Genomic DNA, 14076 nt, shown 5'->3' with positions numbered 1-14076 from the left:
GCGACGGTTGGTCTGACAGAAGCGCTGACCGCTCAGAACTGTGCGCGGCTCAGTTGATATCCGGCGCGTTCCAGCTGCTGCAAAAGTCCATGGTCTCCACCCAGATGGCCGGCACCAACCGCGATCACCGCCGTCTGGTTTTCGATGGTCAGGATCGTTTCCATCCAGTTGTCGTTGCGTTGAACCAGTAGCTGGTCCTCGAATGCGGCCCATTCCTGTTCAAACACGTCGGGAGCCAGGCCCGAAGCATCGCGCCCATATATCTTTGCGAATTGCAGGATTTCTGCGTGTTTCTCCTCGAAATATGCGCTGGCCATGGTCACCATGTGGTCATCACCGGCGTCAAACGCATCGACCATGCGCACCAGAGACTGCACCTGCTCTTCAAGCGTGTGGCTGTCGAAGATCGCGATCAGATCTTCGATCTGTTCCAGCGAATATTGCGGCTTGCCCTCAGCTTCGGCCAGTTCGGTCAGGCGCGCATCCATTCCCCGGTCTGCATCTGGCACCTGAAGCATGCAGGGTGGCATACCCAGCATCATCGACAGGAACCAAGGGCGCAGTTTCGCGGCCATCCAACCGGGAATGCCGCGTGCCGAAAGCGCCTTGGAAATCACGGCCCAGTCCTCTTCGCTCATCAGATCGATTAGAGTTGGTCCAGAGTTGATCAGGACCGGGCTGAAATCCTTGGCCAGGTCTTGTTCGAAAGCGGACATGTCGGATTGAGTGATCTCGAAATAAAACGCGTCCGCCTCGCTCAAAGTCGGTGCCAACCGCTCCACCACCGGGCCCATTCGCGGATCGTTGACGTGCAATGTGCCGATCAGATGCAAAACAGTGTTGTCCTTCCGCGCAATCCAGTGATTGCCTTCGGGATATGCCATCTGACTGGTGGCCGCGTTCAACTCGGCCCGGGCCTCAGGCGTCATGTCTTGCCGCAAATCGCGCCCGTCACAGGCGGCATGGGCCACAATTGGATGCAGAGCGGCAAGCAGGGCAAAAAGAAACGCGCGCATCGAGACCATTCCGATTGTGGCTGAAAGAACTTGGGAACAGATAGCCACGCCCGCCTACCGCGCGCAAGCCGTGTATCCGTATGGCGTTTCTCTGAAAAAACCATAGCATAGCGTCATGAACCGCGAACAGGATCTCTATCCTCCGATCAAGGCGCTGTTGCAGCGGCAAGGATACAACGTGAAAGGAGAGGTCGGCGCCGCCGACATCGTGGCCGTCAAGCCCGGTTGCGATCCAGTGATTGTTGAATTGAAGCTGAGGTTTTCGCTGGCCTTGTTCCATCAGGCCGTGACCCGGTTGAAGGTATCGGATCAGGTCTATGTGGCCGTCTGCAAGCCCACCGGCCGGTCAGCGCGCCGGGCGCTGCGGGACAACCTGTCCCTGTGTCGTCGGTTGGGGCTGGGGTTGATCACCGTTCGTGCGGATGGACGGGTTGAAGTCCATTGTGACCCCGGCCCTTATACGCCGCGAAAGAACAAGGCCAAAGCTGCGCGACTGTTGCGCGAGTTCGAGCGGTTGGAAGGGGATCCGAACTTAGGTGGGGCAACTCGGCACGGTATCGTCACTGCCTATCGGCAGGATGCCCTGAAATGTGCCGCGCACCTGGCCGAACACGGGGCGACCAAAGGCGCTGAGGTCGCCAGTGCCACGGGCGTTGCGGCGGCGACGCGCCTCATGCGCGAAAACCATTATGGCTGGTTCGAAAAGGTGGCAAAGGGCGTCTATGAACTGTCGCCCTCCGGGTCCGAAGGGCTGAAGCATTGGGCTTACAGCTGGGAAGATCCGACCTGACTAAGCGCACTGCCAGCTGGGCGCAAAAAAAATCATCACCGATTGTTGACTCGCCGGAAATCACCCCCTAGCTATGCGTCGTTAGCACTCGACCAAGCTGAGTGCTAACACCCCGCAAGACCGCGGGGGGAGGAAAACAACCTTTGAGCCCAAGGAGCTGCAAAGATGGCATTGAAACCGCTTCATGACCGCGTGCTGGTTCGCCGTACCGAAAGCGAAGAGAAAACCGCAGGCGGCCTGATCATTCCCGACAGCGCAAAAGAAAAGCCCAGCGAAGGCGAAGTTGTTGCAACCGGCGAAGGCGCGCGGAAAGACAGCGGCGAACTGATCGCGATGGCTGTGAAGCCCGGCGACAAGATCCTGTTCGGCAAATGGTCCGGCACCGAGGTCCACGTCGACGGCGAAGAGCTGCTGATGATGAAAGAAAGCGACATCATGGGGATCATCGAGTAACGCGCACGCGCTTACTCTGATCTTCATTCCAAAAACATTTCTCGAGGAGAAAAAGACATGTCTGCAAAGGACGTCAAGTTCGACACCGATGCCCGCAACCGCATGCTGAAGGGTGTGAACATCCTGGCGGATGCTGTGAAGGTGACCCTCGGCCCCAAAGGCCGCAACGTGGTTCTGGACAAATCCTTCGGCGCGCCGCGCATCACCAAAGACGGTGTTTCGGTCGCCAAGGAAATCGAACTGGAAGACAAGTTCGAGAACATGGGCGCGCAGATGGTGAAAGAAGTCGCCAGCCGCACCAATGACGAAGCCGGTGACGGCACCACCACCGCGACCGTTCTGGCTCAGGCCATCGTCAAGGAAGGCCTCAAGCAGGTCGCAGCAGGCCTGAACCCGATGGACCTGAAGCGCGGCATCGACATGGCAACCGCCAAAGTCGTCGAGGAAATCAAGAACGCTGCCCGCGAAGTCAAAGACAGCGACGAAGTTGCGCAGGTTGGTACCATCTCGGCCAACGGCGAAGCTGAAATCGGCCGCCAGATCGCAGACGCGATGCAGAAAGTCGGCAACGAAGGCGTCATCACCGTCGAAGAGAACAAAGGTCTGGAAACCGAGACCGACGTCGTCGAAGGTATGCAGTTCGACCGTGGCTACCTGTCGCCCTACTTCGTCACCAACGCTGACAAGATGGTTGCCGAGCTGGAAGACTGCATGATCCTGCTGCACGAGAAGAAACTCTCTTCGCTGCAGCCGATGGTTCCGCTGCTCGAGCAGGTGATCCAGTCGCAGAAGCCGCTGCTGATCATCGCCGAGGACGTGGAAGGCGAAGCGCTGGCAACTCTGGTTGTCAACAAGCTGCGCGGTGGTCTGAAGATCGCTGCCGTCAAAGCTCCGGGCTTCGGCGATCGCCGCAAGGCAATGCTGCAGGACATCGCAATCCTGACCGGCGGTCAGGTCATCAGCGAAGACCTGGGCATGAAGCTGGAAAACGTCACCATGGACATGCTTGGCACCGCCAAGAAAGTGTCGATCACCAAGGACGAAACCACCATCGTCGACGGTGCTGGAGAGAAGGCCGAGATCGAAGCACGCGTTGCCCAGATCCGCACCCAGATCGAAGAAACCACCAGCGACTACGACCGTGAGAAGCTGCAAGAGCGCGTTGCCAAACTGGCAGGCGGTGTTGCCGTGATCCGCGTCGGTGGCATGACCGAAGTTGAAGTGAAAGAGCGCAAGGACCGTGTGGACGACGCTCTGAACGCAACGCGCGCCGCCGTTCAGGAAGGTGTCGTTGTGGGTGGCGGTGTTGCCCTGGTTCAGGCCGGCAAGGCTCTGGCCGATCTGAAAGGTATCAACGCCGATCAGGACGCCGGTATCAACATCGTTCGCAAGGCCATCGAAGCGCCGCTGCGTCAGATTGCTGAAAACGCAGGTGTCGACGGTGCCGTCGTTGCCGGCAAGGTGCGCGAGTCCTCGGACACCGCCTTCGGCTTCAACGCTCAGACCGAAGAATATGGCGACATGTTCAAGTTCGGTGTGATTGACCCGGCCAAAGTGGTGCGTACCGCTCTGGAAGACGCTGCCTCGGTTGCAGGTCTGCTGATCACCACCGAAGCCATGGTTGCCGACAAGCCCGCCAAAGAAGGTGCAGGCGCCGGTGCTGGCATGCCCGACATGGGCGGCATGGGCGGCATGATGTAAGACTGTCCGGGCTCGCGTCAGCGAATTCAGACAACCCGCAAGGGAAAGTCATACCAAAAAATTCAACGGGGTCGCCTTCGGGCGGCCCCGTTTTGTTTATTCTGGTGTTCCGCAGGGGTTCGGCCGGCGTTGCTTGCAATGCTGGGGAACGCCGCAGCCGGTCACGCGGAAGTGCAGGAAACCGGGTGTCCATTGCACGCGGACACGATATTGGTGGGGCATGCAGCTGTTTCTTCTGACCGCCCTGACAATGTGTGCCTTTGCGGCGAATTCCATTCTGAACCGGTTGGCCGTTGAGAGCGGAGCCAGCGACCCGGCGAGTTTTGCCGTTGTTCGCGTGCTCTGTGGTGCGCTGGTCCTTTGTGCATTGGTCGTGTCGCGGGGTGGCAACCTGCGGGTGTTCGACAGGCGCCGAGTAATCGGAGCAGGGTCCTTGTCGTTGTACATGGTCGGGTTCTCGGTGGCCTATCTGTCACTTGATGCGGGATTGGGCGCCTTGATCCTGTTTGCAGTGGTCCAGATATCGATGTTTCTGGCCGGCTCCCTTGCCGGGGCGATCCCGACTTTTCGACAGGTGGCGGGGGCAGCAATTGCGATGGTCGGATTGGCCTGGGTGCTGTGGCCAGGCGCTGAGGCACGTGTGGACCCGACAGGGGCAGCCTTGATGGCCGCCGCAGGGGTCGGGTGGGCTGCGTATTCGATTGCCGGTCGGTCCGAGCCCGATGCGCTGGCAGGAACGGCCTCGAACTTTGTGGTGGCCCTGCCGGTGACCGCTGGCATTTTGGTCGCGGGCGCTCCGGCGTGGCATTTGACCTGGGCGGGTTTGGGGCTGGCGGCCGTATCCGGCGGCATGACCTCGGGGTTGGGGTACGCCCTGTGGTATCGTCTGCTGCCCCAGCTGGCGCCTGCGGTTGCAGCCGTAGTTCAGCTGAGCGTCCCGGTGATTGCGATCATTGCCGGTGTGGCGCTGCTCGGCGAGCAACTGAGCCTGCGGCTGATGGCCGGGGCAGGGTTGGTTTTGGGCGGTATCGCATTGGCAGTTATGCGCGTGAGGCGGCGCTAGGTCTTTCCTCTCTGAAGAATTGCCATTATCTGGCAGCCATGCGGATCTTCTTTTTCATATTGATTTGCCTGATGCCGATTGCCGCGCAGGCAAAATGCGTTGTCCTGCTGCATGGGCTTGCCCGGACCGAAGCATCGTTTTCGGTCATGGAGCAGTTGTTCAAGGTGCACGGGTACACCGTTGTGCGACCGGGTTATCGCTCGACGGATCTTCCGATTCCGGAACTGGCCGACCGGACCATACCCGAGGCGTTTGCGGCATGCGGAGATGACACCGTCAACGTTGTCGCGCATTCGATGGGGGGAATCTTGTTGCGCTACTGGCTGCAGGATCACCATCCGCAAAATCTGGGCCGCGTCGTCATGCTTGGCCCGCCCAACCAAGGCAGCCAATTGGTCGATGAACTGGGCGATTGGGAAGTGTTTGGTCTGTTGAACGGCCCCGCCGGCCTGCAGCTGGGTACGGGTCCCGAAGGCATTCCGCGTCGCCTGCCGCCGGTCGACTTCGAGCTGGGGGTGATTGCAGGCGAGAACTCCTTGAATCCGGTATTTTCGTCGCTGGTTGATGGGCCGGATGACGGCAAAGTCTCTGTCGAAGAAACCAAGGTCCAGGGCATGGCCGATCACATCGTGCTGCCGGTGACGCATACGTTCATGATGAACAACCCGCAGGTCATGGCGCAGGCTTTGCACTTCATCGAGTTCGGTGAGTTCGATCCCAGCATAACCTGGCTGGACGGTGTGATGGACATCATCGATGAGATCTGCATCGGAGAGGACTGCGCCGAACCCGCCTCGGAACCCACGCGATGACCGCATTGGAACTGACCTTTTCCGGGGCGCAGGTTCTGCACCCTGACCGTGGACTTGTCGGTGACGACCTCTCGATCGCGGACGGCTTGATCCAAGAAGGCGGCGCTGCGCCGGTCGTTGATCTGAGCGGCTATCTGATCCTGCCTGGCATCATCGACCTGCACGGGGACGGCTTCGAGCGTCACATCGCCCCGCGCCGGGGGGCCATGAAGCAGATGGACGAGGGCATCCGCGCTGCCGAGGCCGAGCTGGCGGCCAATGGCATCACCACAGTCGTGCTGGCGCAGTTCTACAGTTGGGAGGGCGGCGTACGCGGCCCAAAGTTCGCCGCCGACGTGTTCCGCGCGATCGCGGCGGTGAAGGGCAGCGTGGTCACCGACCTGATCCCGCAGTTGCGGTTCGAAACCCACCTGCTGGACGATTATGCCGACCTGCCGGGGCACATCGCCGACTGGCAGGTGCCCTATGTCGTGTTCAACGATCACCTGCCCCATGACCGTCTGGCGCAGGGGCGTACCCCGCCGCGTTTGACCGGGCAGGCGCTCAAGGCTGGTCGCAGCCCCGAGGCGCATCTGAAGATGCTGCAGCAGATGCACGCCCGCACCTCCGAGGTGCCCGCTGCGCTTGATGCGCTGTGCGCGGCGTTGGCCCAACAAGGCGTGCGTCTGGGCAGCCATGATGATGCGACGGCAGAGGCCCGTTCCCACTGGCGCGCGCGCGGCGTGGATATCGCCGAATTTCCCGAAACGATCGAAGCGGCCGAGGCGGCCAAGGCCGCGGGCGATCACGTCATTCTGGGCTCGCCCAACGTGGTGCGGGGCGGATCGCACAAGGGCAATGTCAGTGCGCTGGATCTGATCGCCATGGGGCTGTGCGATGCGCTGGCGTCGGATTACCACTATCCCAGCCCGCGCAGGGCGGCTCTGATGTTGATGAAATCGGGGCTGATGGATCTGGCGGGCGCATGGGCGCTGGTGTCGTCGGGTCCCGCGCGGGTGCTTGGCCTTGAGGACCGGGGGTCGCTGCACCCCGGCAAACGCGCCGATCTGGTCATTCTGGACGCTGAAACGCAGCGCGTGGCGGCCACCATCGCCGGCGGCCGGGTCAGTTTCCTGTCGGGGGATGTCGCCGGGCGGTTCGTCGCCGCGGCACGCTAGCGTTTGATCCGGTTGAAATGGCCCATCTTGCGGCCCGGCTTGACCTCGGCCTTGCCGTACAGGTGCAGGGCCACGTCGCGCTGTTGCGCAAGCTCGGGCACGCGGTCCATGTCGTCGCCGATCAGGTTTTCCATCACCACATCCGCGTGACGCTGCCCGTCGCCCAGAGGCCAGCCGGCCACGGCGCGGATATGCTGTTCGAACTGATCGACCGCACAGCCGTTCTGCGTCCAGTGACCCGAGTTGTGAACGCGTGGCGCGATCTCGTTCACGATCAGGCCCTGCGGTGTCACGAACAATTCGACCCCCATGACGCCGACATAGTCCAGCGCGTTCAGGATATTCGCGGCCAGCAGCACTGCGTCGGTCCGCAGGGCGGGGGACAGGCGCGCGGGCACCGTGGTTGTGTGCAGGATGCCGTTGCGATGCACGTTCTCGCCGGGGTCGAAGCAGGCCACCTGGCCGTCCAGCCCGCGGGCGGCAATGATCGACACCTCGTGGCTGAAATTGACGAAGCCTTCCAGAATCGCGGGTGCGCCCTGCATGTCGGCCAGTGCGGCCAGTGCGTCCTCGGGCGACTTCAGCCGCGCCTGCCCCTTTCCGTCATAGCCGAAGCGGCGGGTCTTGAGGATCGCCGGCGTGCCGATCCGTGCGATGGCGGCCTGCAGGCTGTCCAGGTCGGTCACATCGGCAAAGGGTGCGGTGTTCAAGCCCAGGCCTTGCAGGAATGTCTTTTCGGTCAGCCGGTCCTGACTGACCCGCAGCGCCTCGCGGCCGGGTCGGATGGGGCGGTGCGATTCCAGAACGTCCAGCGCTTCGGTCGGGATGTTTTCAAACTCGTAGGTGATGACATCGACCGATTGCGCAAAAGCGGCCAGCGCCTCGGCATCCTCATAAGGTGCGGTGGTCACGCGATGCGCCACCTGGCCCGCGGGCGGGTTGGCGCCCGGCTCGAAGATATGGGTTACAAAGCCCAGCCGCGCCGCGGCCATCGACAGCATCCGGCCCAGCTGGCCGCCGCCCAGAATTCCGATCACCGCGCCCGGCTGCAAGGGGTCACTCATCGCGGGGCTCCTCGGGGATCGAGTCCGACAGCGCCGCGCGCCAGGCGTCCAGCCGGTCGGCCAGGGCTGCGTCCTGCAGGGCCAGAATACCGGCGGCCATCAGGCCGGCATTGGCGCCGCCGGCCGATCCGATGGCCATGGTCGCAACCGGGAAACCCTTGGGCATCTGCACGATGGAATAGAGCGAGTCGACACCGGACAGAGCCCGTGTCTGCACCGGAACGCCGATCACCGGTACCCGCGTCTTGGACGCCATCATCCCCGGCAGATGTGCGGCACCGCCGGCGCCGGCGATGATCACCTGCAGCCCGCGCTGCACGGCGGTCTTGCCGTACTCCCACAAACGATCCGGCGTGCGGTGGGCCGAGACGATCTTGGTCTCGTAGGCCACGCCCAGTTCGTCCAGTATCTCTGCAGCGCCTTTCATGGTGGGCCAGTCCGACTGGCTGCCCATGATGATTCCGACCTTGATCTCGCTCATCCGCCCTGTTCCCCGCCTGCGTTAGGAAGCGCGCACTATAGTGAAATCCGCTTGCGTGGCAATGCGGTTGACCGCGACGGATCAGGCGATGATGTCAGGGGTCAGGCGATCCTCGATCAGCCGGATGATATCCTTCAGGCGCAGCTTTTGTTTCTTCAGCCGCTTCACCGTCAACTGATCGGCGGTGCCGGTCGATTCGAGCGCCTTGATTGCCTCGTCCAGGTCGCGGTGCTGCTGGCGAAACACCTCCAGTTCGACGCGCAGAACCTCGTCGGTTTTCATCGAAATGTCGGTGGGCGCATTCATGGGCGACTCATGTGTGGCTGGTGGTGCGTGTTACACAAGATAGTGCGTTCAAGTGAATCCGCCTAGACCTTGTGGAGACACACGTTTCATCCCATATTGTCTTGTGCGCAGCTGCCGTTACGGGGCCGCGCATCACGTCGCTTTGACAAAGAAGGACGAGAAAACGTGTCAAAACTTACTCTTGGCTCATACCCGCATCTTCTGGGGTTCGAGCAGCTGGAACGCCTTCTGGAACGGTCTGCAAAGGCCGGAAACGAAGGGTATCCGCCCTACAACATCGAACAGACGTCGGATCATTCCTACCGCATTACCTTGGCCGTGGCCGGGTTTGCCGAGGATGACCTGTCGATCACCATCGAAGATCGGCAACTGGTGATCCGGGGCCGTCAGCGCGACGACAGCGAGGGGCGCGTGTTCCTGCACCGCGGCATCGCGGCCCGTCAGTTCCAGCGCATGTTCGTGCTGGCCGACGGTGTCGAGGTCGGCGAGGCCATCATGGAAAATGGTCTTCTTCATATCGACCTGACCCGCGCCGTGCCCGAAACCGTTGTGCAGACGATCAACATAAGGAAGGGGTAAGCCATGAATACACCGTATGAAATCAACACCGAAGGCAATCGGATCGTCTATGTGAAGGCCGTGAACGTGGCCAACCTGCCGCACGAGGTGCGCACGCAGGTGGGTGATCTGGATCATCTTTATGCCGTTCACGATTCAGATGGGCAGCAACTGGCGCTTGTCGCCGATCGAAAGCTGGCCTTCGTACTGGCGCGGCAGCATGACCTGTCTCCGGTGGCCGTGCACTGACACGGGCACAGACCGATTCAGCGTGACAAGCGGCGCGTGAGGCGTCAAACATGCCACCCGCGGGTTTGCATTCCCGGCACTTTCTGACTGCAAGCACGAGAGGGCGCATGAGCTGGTTCGATTTCGATTGGGTGGATGCCTTCAGCGACACGGCATTCGGCGGAAATGGCTGTGCAGTCGTGCATGGTGGCGCGCATTTGCCGGAATCGGTTTGCACGGCGTTTGTCCGCGAGACGTCTTTGGTCGAATGCACATTTACCGGACCATCGGATGTGGCGGATATTCGAGTGCGGTACTTCCTGGCCAGCCGTGAAATTCCCTTTGCCGGACACCCGACGATTGCGACTGTGGCTGCCATGCGCCATCGTGGAATGATATCTGGTGACGCACTGACGCTGGAAACCGGAGCAGGGATCGTGCCAATCCAGCTGCATGGCGACCAGATCGAGATGACCCAGATCGCGCCCGAATTCGGCACGCGGGTGCCGGAAGACCTTGTTGCCGCTGCGATCGGCCTACCTGCAAATGCGATCATTTCGCCGCCGCAGATGGTTTCGACCGGGCTTCCATTTTGCATTACAGTTCTGCGGGATCATGCAGCCTTGCGCGCGGCACAACTGAATGTGGATGCACTGCAACGGGTGGCGGAAACTGCCGGATATGCCGGGTCCGACATGGCCGAACCCTTTCTGGTGACCCTGCAGGGGGCCACGGCTCAAGGGGATACGTTCTCGCGTCTGTTGCTGGCACCGCCCAGCCCACCCGAAGATCCGTTCACCGGGTCCGCCACCGGTGCAATGGCGGCCTACTTGTGGAAATTCGGGCTGATGCAGAAAGACAGCTTTGTCGCCGAACAAGGCCACGACATGGGCCGCCCTGGCCAGGCGACCGTAACGCGGGTCGGGCCAACGGATGCGATGACAGGCATCAAGGTTGCCGGCCGCGGGTTTGTCCTGATGCGCGGCCAGACCGACCTGCCGGACAGCCTGCAATGACCGAACCTGCGATCGCAATCCTGCCCTATGGGCACCGCTTGGGGCCGAAACTGGCCTCGGTGCCGCTGTCCGATCTGATCTGGCCTTTGGGTTGCCCCGAGCGCCTGTCAGGAAAGACCGTTGGTGACCTCGCGCCCTCCGACCACCTGATCATGTATCCCAATTCCACCGTACACCTGCGCCTGCGGCGCGGCACGCGGGCTCGGATATCGCTGATGATGGGCGAGCCATCGGCCATACATGGCAAGCACGACCGGATGCTGCGCTGGACCTGGCGGCGGTTTTTCCGGGTGTTCACCTTTCACGACGTATTGCTGAACAGCCTGCCCAACGCGGTTTTCCTGCCCTATGGCGTGACCCAAGTCCCCGAGTGGCAGGATCTGAGCGTCGTCAAGACGCGGTCATGTTCGCTGATCGCGTCGGCGAAGCGCGATCTGGAGGGGCACCAGCTGAGGCACAGGCTGATCGATTGGGCCCGCGACACAGGCGCTGACATCGACATCATGGGCCGCGGCTATCAACCGTTCGAGCACAAGTCAGACGGGTTGGCACCTTATCGTTATTCGGTCGTCATCGAAAACGTGCGCGAGAGGAACTACTTCTCGGAGAAGCTGATCGACGCCGTTCTGTGTTCGACAGTCCCGATCTATTGGGGGTGCCCCAATATCGGCGACTTCCTCGATACCAAGGGGATGATCCTGTGCGAAACCGAGGCGGACATCCAGCAGGCCGTGCAGATGCTGTCGGTGGAAGACTATGAAAAACGCCTGCCGTATCTGCGGGCGATGCAGCCGCAAGCCGCCATCTTTGGAGAGTTCGAACTGAGGGCTGCCGAGGCCCTGCGGGATCAGCTCTCAACAGGCTGACTGTGCAACACGCGCACTTTGGCTCTGCCGGAGTGGGTCAGCGCCGCGAGACACGTTCCAGATAATCGATCGCGTCCTGCAATTCCTCCAGAATGTCATACCAGCCATCCACGTCGTTCAGCCGGCGGAACTCGGCTTTGACCGAGTCGTGGTGCATCATGTCCTTGGCCTCTTTGAGACTGTCGCGCGCCGAGTCTGGCTCCATGTTGCCGGCAGCGGTCTTGGCCGCATCGATGACCTCAAGGATCTGGCGAAGACGGGTCGTGCCGGGCGTCGGCGGAACCGGTGGCACGACAAGCCCCAAAGGGTGATCCTGGGGCGGCGGCTGCAGTGTATCCAGCGCCTTTTGAATCTTGGCTTTGATCTTGTCGCATTCCTTCACCCAATCCGCGTAGGTGCGGATCGACTTCAGAAGGTCCAGCAGCCAGTCTATGGGGATAAACGGTGTCAGGCACCCTGCCACAGCCGGCGAAGCCATCAACGCCGGAAGTTGCAACCGGGAAAACTGGGCGATCTTGTAGTCGGCAATTACCGCTGCGCGGTTGTCTCCCGCAAACATGGCTCCGCCATCGTCGGTATTTTTCTGAGTTGCCATATGTTCACCCTCCCAAAGGATGCAGATTAATTATGTCTGCGCAAAATATGCCAAATAGTAGCATTTTCTGGAGGAAACGTCGAACTACCGCAAATCTGCGCGGATGGAAGGGGGGTGTTCAAAGCAGTGTTCAGGAAATGAAAGACCCCCGGAGATGTCTCCGGGGGTCAGTGTTGATAGCAGTTGGCTGTGGCTCAGGATCCGGCGATCAATCCCATGCTTTCCAGCTTCAGCAGAACCTGATGGGCGCAGTTGTCCACGTCCACATTCTCGGTCTCGACGCGCAGTTCCGGGTTTTCCGGCACATCGTAAGGGTCCGAAATACCAGTGAACTCTTTGATCTTGCCTTCACGCGCCAGCTTGTACAGGCCCTTGCGGTCGCGGCGCTCGCATTCCTCGATGCTGGTGGCCACGTGAACTTCGCAGAACGCGCCGAATTGCTCGATCTCCTCGCGCACGGCGCGGCGGGTGGTGGCGTAGGGCGCGATCGGGGCACAGATGGCGATGCCGCCGTTCTTGGTGATCTCGGAGGCCACATAGCCGATGCGACGGATGTTCAGGTCGCGGTGTTCCTTCGAGAAGCCCAGTTCCGAGCTGAGGTTCTTGCGGACGATGTCACCGTCCAGCAACGTGACTGGACGGCCGCCCATCTCCATCAGCTTGACCATCAGAGCGTTGGCGATGGTCGATTTGCCCGAGCCCGAGAAACCGGTGAAGAAGACGGTAAAGCCCTGCTGGCTGCGCGGCGGATAGCGGCGGCGCAGCTGCTCGACCACCTCGGGGAACGAGAACCACTCGGGGATCTCGAGCCCTTCGCGCAGACGGCGGCGCAGTTCGGTGCCCGAGATGTTCAGGATCGTGACGTTGTCCTTGTCCTCGATCTCGTCCGCGGGTTCGTACTGGGCGCGCTCCTGCACATAGACCATGTGTTTGAAGTCGACCATCTCGATGCCGATCTCGTCCTGGTATTTGCGGAACAGGTCCTGCGCGTCGTAGGGACCATAGAAGTCCTCGCCCTGGCTGTTCTTGCCCGGGCCGGCATGGTCGCGGCCGACGATGAAATGGGTGCAGCCGTGGTTCTTGCGGATAAGGCCGTGCCAGACCGCTTCGCGCGGGCCTGCCATGCGCATCGCCAGGTTCAGCAGGCTCATCGTAGTTGTCGAGGCCGGGTATTTGTCCAGCACCGCCTCATAGCAGCGTACGCGGGTAAAGTGGTCGACATCGCCGGGCTTGGTCAGGCCTACGACCGGATGGATCAGCAGGTTGGCCTGCGCCTCACGCGCGGCACGGAAGGTCAGTTCCTGGTGCGCGCGGTGCAGCGGGTTGCGGGTCTGAAACGCGACGATGCGGCGCCAGCCCAGCTTGCGGAAATAGGCGCGCAGCTCGTTCGGCGTGTCGCGGCGGGCTTTGAAGTCGTAATGCACCGGCGGCTGGATGCCGGTCACGGGACCGCCAAGGTAAACCTTCCCGGCCACGTTGTGCAGATAGTTGACGGCCGGGTGCGCCAAGTCGTCAGCACCGAAAACCTTTTCGGCCTCGCGCGACTTGTCCGGGGTCCAGCGGTCGGTCACCGTCATGGTGCCCAGGATCACGCCTTCCTGGTCGCGCAGGGCGATGTCCTGACCCAGCTCGATCTGTTCGGCGAACTCTTCACTGACATCCAGTGTGATCGGCATCGGCCAAAGGCTGCCATCGGCCAGGCGCATGTTTTCGACCACGCTGTCATAGTCTTCCTGACCCAGAAAGCCCTTGAGCGGGCTGAACCCGCCGTTCATCAGCAACTCCAGATCACAGATCTGGCGTGGGGTCAGGTCCCAGCTGGTCAGGTCGGCGGCTTCGACTTTCAGCTTTTGGGCGGATTCATAGGAAACATACAGTTCTGGGATCGGAGCCAGGTTACTCAACATCGTCATCGCAATACTCTTGAGGCAGTGTGTTCGGTCAGTGATTCAGGTGCATTTCCGGGCCAT

Annotated in this window: 16 protein-coding genes; 10 read left to right on the top strand and 6 right to left on the bottom strand. The window is 61.3% G+C overall.

The genetic code is table 11. The features are described from left to right. Window positions 1-32: 32 nt before the first annotated feature. On the bottom strand, window positions 33-1016 hold the full coding sequence (locus tag AC2FNL_RS14020; protein ID WP_496834016.1) for a TraB/GumN family protein: 984 nt from the start codon (window positions 1014-1016) through the stop codon (window positions 33-35). 115 nt (window positions 1017-1131) lie between these two features. Here AC2FNL_RS14020 and AC2FNL_RS14015 point away from each other — a divergent pair, with 115 nt between their 5' ends. From AC2FNL_RS14015 to AC2FNL_RS13990, 6 genes are all read left to right on the top strand, one after another. Next, window positions 1132-1806 (top strand): DUF2161 domain-containing phosphodiesterase, encoded by a 675-nt coding sequence (locus tag AC2FNL_RS14015; RefSeq protein ID WP_496834015.1) that lies wholly within the window; start codon window positions 1132-1134, stop codon window positions 1804-1806. A 165-nt stretch (window positions 1807-1971) separates the two neighbouring features. Then, window positions 1972-2259, top strand: coding sequence for a co-chaperone GroES (gene groES / locus AC2FNL_RS14010; protein ID WP_093964650.1), 288 nt, complete (start codon window positions 1972-1974; stop codon window positions 2257-2259). Window positions 2260-2316: 57 nt separating this feature from the next. Then, window positions 2317-3960 carry a chaperonin GroEL gene (gene groL, locus AC2FNL_RS14005; RefSeq protein ID WP_093964651.1) on the top strand — a complete coding sequence of 548 codons (1644 nt, stop codon included), beginning with the start codon at window positions 2317-2319 and terminating at the stop codon, window positions 3958-3960. Window positions 3961-4180: 220 nt separating this feature from the next. After that, window positions 4181-5023 carry a DMT family transporter gene (locus AC2FNL_RS14000; RefSeq protein WP_496834014.1) on the top strand — a complete coding sequence of 281 codons (843 nt, stop codon included), beginning with the start codon at window positions 4181-4183 and terminating at the stop codon, window positions 5021-5023. Between the two features lie 38 nt (window positions 5024-5061). Then, window positions 5062-5835, top strand: a complete 774-nt coding sequence (locus AC2FNL_RS13995; RefSeq protein ID WP_496834013.1) for an alpha/beta fold hydrolase — start codon at window positions 5062-5064, stop codon at window positions 5833-5835. After that, window positions 5832-6992, top strand: a complete 1161-nt coding sequence (locus AC2FNL_RS13990) for an alpha-D-ribose 1-methylphosphonate 5-triphosphate diphosphatase (RefSeq protein WP_496834012.1) — start codon at window positions 5832-5834, stop codon at window positions 6990-6992. Before AC2FNL_RS13995 ends, AC2FNL_RS13990 begins: the two co-directional genes overlap by 4 nt. On the opposite strand, the gene AC2FNL_RS13985 is transcribed toward AC2FNL_RS13990, so the two are convergent. The 3 genes from AC2FNL_RS13985 to AC2FNL_RS13975 form a co-directional block, all read right to left on the bottom strand. Beyond that, entirely contained in the window at window positions 6989-8056 is a 1068-nt protein-coding gene (locus AC2FNL_RS13985; protein WP_496834011.1) for a 5-(carboxyamino)imidazole ribonucleotide synthase, read from the bottom strand. The genes AC2FNL_RS13990 and AC2FNL_RS13985 overlap by 4 nt on opposite strands. Beyond that, entirely contained in the window at window positions 8049-8537 is a 489-nt protein-coding gene (gene purE / locus AC2FNL_RS13980; RefSeq protein WP_480695658.1) for a 5-(carboxyamino)imidazole ribonucleotide mutase, read from the bottom strand. Before purE ends, AC2FNL_RS13985 begins: the two co-directional genes overlap by 8 nt. 81 nt (window positions 8538-8618) lie before the next feature. After that, complete coding sequence (locus AC2FNL_RS13975; protein ID WP_496834010.1) at window positions 8619-8843, bottom strand: YdcH family protein; 225 nt, start codon at window positions 8841-8843, stop codon at window positions 8619-8621. Window positions 8844-9008: 165 nt separating this feature from the next. Between AC2FNL_RS13975 and AC2FNL_RS13970 the strand changes: the two genes are divergently transcribed. The 4 genes from AC2FNL_RS13970 to AC2FNL_RS13955 all read left to right on the top strand — a co-directional run bounded on the left by AC2FNL_RS13970 (window position 9009) and on the right by AC2FNL_RS13955 (window position 11511). Beyond that, a complete protein-coding gene (locus tag AC2FNL_RS13970; RefSeq protein WP_093964658.1) occupies window positions 9009-9422 on the top strand; it encodes an Hsp20 family protein in 414 nt (137 codons plus the stop codon). 3 nt (window positions 9423-9425) lie between these two features. Beyond that, the gene (locus AC2FNL_RS13965; RefSeq protein WP_093964659.1) at window positions 9426-9650 is read left to right on the top strand and encodes a DUF1150 family protein; all 225 of its coding nucleotides are present in this window, start codon (window positions 9426-9428) and stop codon (window positions 9648-9650) included. Between the two features lie 107 nt (window positions 9651-9757). After that, window positions 9758-10645 (top strand): PhzF family phenazine biosynthesis protein, encoded by an 888-nt coding sequence (locus tag AC2FNL_RS13960; protein ID WP_496834009.1) that lies wholly within the window; start codon window positions 9758-9760, stop codon window positions 10643-10645. Then, window positions 10642-11511, top strand: a complete 870-nt coding sequence (locus tag AC2FNL_RS13955) for a hypothetical protein (protein WP_496834008.1) — start codon at window positions 10642-10644, stop codon at window positions 11509-11511. Before AC2FNL_RS13960 ends, AC2FNL_RS13955 begins: the two co-directional genes overlap by 4 nt. 37 nt (window positions 11512-11548) lie before the next feature. On the opposite strand, the gene AC2FNL_RS13950 is transcribed toward AC2FNL_RS13955, so the two are convergent. Both AC2FNL_RS13950 and AC2FNL_RS13945 read right to left on the bottom strand, forming a co-directional pair. After that, on the bottom strand, window positions 11549-12106 hold the full coding sequence (locus tag AC2FNL_RS13950; protein WP_496834007.1) for a hypothetical protein: 558 nt from the start codon (window positions 12104-12106) through the stop codon (window positions 11549-11551). 194 nt (window positions 12107-12300) lie between these two features. Beyond that, window positions 12301-14019 carry a bifunctional sulfate adenylyltransferase/adenylylsulfate kinase gene (locus AC2FNL_RS13945; RefSeq protein WP_496834006.1) on the bottom strand — a complete coding sequence of 573 codons (1719 nt, stop codon included), beginning with the start codon at window positions 14017-14019 and terminating at the stop codon, window positions 12301-12303. Window positions 14020-14076 lie beyond the last annotated feature (57 nt).

The organism is Ruegeria sp. CRTD044, from assembly GCF_059613485.1.
The sequence above is the reverse complement of the archived record's forward strand: the minus strand, read 5'-3'. Positions and strand labels throughout refer to the sequence as shown.